Annotated in this window: 3 protein-coding genes; all 3 read left to right on the forward strand. The window is 67.4% G+C overall.

Annotated features, from left to right (window positions below; all coding sequences use genetic code 11):
* Positions 1-1,102 (forward strand): leucyl aminopeptidase (locus tag ACIPIA_RS14885; protein ID WP_400510671.1); only part of this gene is annotated, 1,102 nt, incomplete at its 5' end.
* A 49-nt stretch (positions 1,103-1,151) separates the two neighbouring features.
* On the forward strand, positions 1,152-1,604 hold the full coding sequence (locus tag ACIPIA_RS14890) for a DNA polymerase III subunit chi (protein WP_400510673.1): 453 nt from the start codon (positions 1,152-1,154) through the stop codon (positions 1,602-1,604).
* Positions 1,601-2,011, forward strand: coding sequence for a hypothetical protein (locus tag ACIPIA_RS14895; protein WP_400510674.1), 411 nt, complete (start codon positions 1,601-1,603; stop codon positions 2,009-2,011). The genes ACIPIA_RS14890 and ACIPIA_RS14895 overlap by 4 nt, the downstream gene beginning before the upstream one ends.
* The last annotated feature ends 62 nt before the right edge of the window (positions 2,012-2,073 follow it).

The raw sequence follows: 2,073 nt of genomic DNA on the forward strand, positions 1-2,073 counted from the left end.
GCTGAAGCTGCGCAGCTATGTGTTCGATCGCTACAAGACGAAGAGCAAGGACAAGGACGACGCCGGGGCGATCGCCGTCACGCTCCGCGCCGAGGACCCTGCCGCCCTCAAGAAGGCCCTGAAGGCGGCCGACGCCGTCGCTGCCGGCGTCGTGCTGGCGCGCGATCTCGTCAACGAGCCGCCGAACGTCCTCTATCCGGAAGAGTTTGCCGACCGCGCCGCCAAGCTGAAGAAGCTCGATGTCGAGATCGAGGTTCTCGACGAGAAGGACCTCAAGAAGATCGGGATGCGCGCGCTGCTCGGCGTGGGGCAGGGCTCCCGGCGCGAGAGCCGCGTCGCCATCATGCGCTGGAAAGGCGCCGGGAAGGACGAGCAGCCCGTCGCGTTCGTCGGCAAGGGCGTGACCTTCGACACCGGCGGCATCTCGCTGAAGCCGGGCGCCGGCATGGAGGACATGAAGGGCGACATGGCCGGGGCGGCCTGCGTCGTCGGCCTGATGCACGCGCTGGCCGCCCGCAAGGCCAGGGTCAACGCGATCGGCGTCATCGGCCTCGTCGAGAACATGCCGGACGGCAACGCCCAGCGCCCCGGCGACATCGTCACCTCGCTTTCCGGCCAGACCATCGAAATCATCAATACCGACGCCGAAGGCAGGCTCGTTCTCGCCGATGTGCTCTGGTACACGCAGGAGCGCTTCAAGCCGCGCTTCATGATCAATCTGGCGACGCTCACCGGCGCGATCCTCGTGGCGCTGGCGCAGGAGAATGCCGGCCTCTTCACCAACAGCGACGAACTCGCACAGCGGCTGACGGCCGCCGGCATCGCGACGGGCGAGACGGTCTGGCGCATGCCGCTCGGCAAGGCCTACGACAAGATGATCGATTCGAAATTCGCCGACATGAAGAACTCGGCCGGGCGTTACGCCGGCTCGATCACCGCGGCGCAGTTCCTGAAGCGCCATGTCAACGACACGCCCTGGGCGCATCTCGACATCGCCGGCACCGGCATGGCCGCCAAGGACAGCGAGATCAACCGGTCCTGGGGCCCCGGCTGGGGCGTCCGCCTGCTCGACCGGCTGGTCGCCGACCACTACGAGAGCTGATTCGAGTTCTGTGAAATCGCTGCCAACCCGCTAGGAGAAAAGGGTTTCGATGGCCGAGATCCTGTTCTTCCATCTGCAGTCGCGCCCGCTGGAGCAGGTCCTGCCGACGATTCTCGATCGCGCGCTTTCGCGCGGCCAGAAGGTCGTCGTCGAGGTTTCCAGCCAGGAGCGGCTGAGCGTCGTCGACGACCACCTCTGGACCTATGCGGACGAGAGCTTCCTGCCGCATGTCACGGCGCTGGAGGCGGATGCCGCCGGGAACCCCGTGGTCATCACCACCCAGGGGCACAACCCCAACGCCGCGCAGGTGCGGATCTGCGCCGACGGGGTCCGCATTCCCGACGCAATGCAGGACTACGAGCGCGTCGTTCTGATATTCGATGGAGACGATCCCGAGGCGCTGACAGCGGCCCGCGAGGATTGGAAGAAGGCCCGGGCCTCCGGCCATGCCGCCAGCTACTGGCAGCAGGACGAGGCCGGCCGCTGGGAGAAGAAAGCGTGAGACTGCCCGTTCTGTTGCTCTGCACCGTGGCCCTTGCCGGCTGTTCGGTCGATATGGGCGGCTTCGCCTTCCAGTCCGAAACCAAGGGCGGCGTCACGACGACGACCACCAGCACGGCCAGCGCCGGCATCTCGTCGCGGGAGCCGGTCCTGACGCCGGAAGGCGAGTGCAGCGTCGGCGTCTCCCTCGATCCCTCGACGCGCCCGCTGCCGAAGGAGATCGCACCCGGAATCACCGAATGCGAGCTGGTGAAGCTCAAGGGCACGCGGCCGACCGATGTGCTGATCGGCGAGAGCGGCAAGGGGCAGCGCGAGGTCCAGGTGCTCTATTCCGAGCCGGGCGGCCGCGAGATCTACCTGTTCACGGACAACCGCCTGAGCCGGATCGTCAAGCCGGGGCAGGGCTGAGAGCAGCGAGCGACCGCGCTCGCCCGCAAGCCGGCCTGCCCGCCTTCGGCGCCTGCTGGCTC

The sequence above is a fragment of the Allobosea sp. CER48 genome (genome assembly GCF_044752385.1).
Classification (GTDB): Bacteria; Pseudomonadota; Alphaproteobacteria; order Rhizobiales; family Beijerinckiaceae; genus Allobosea.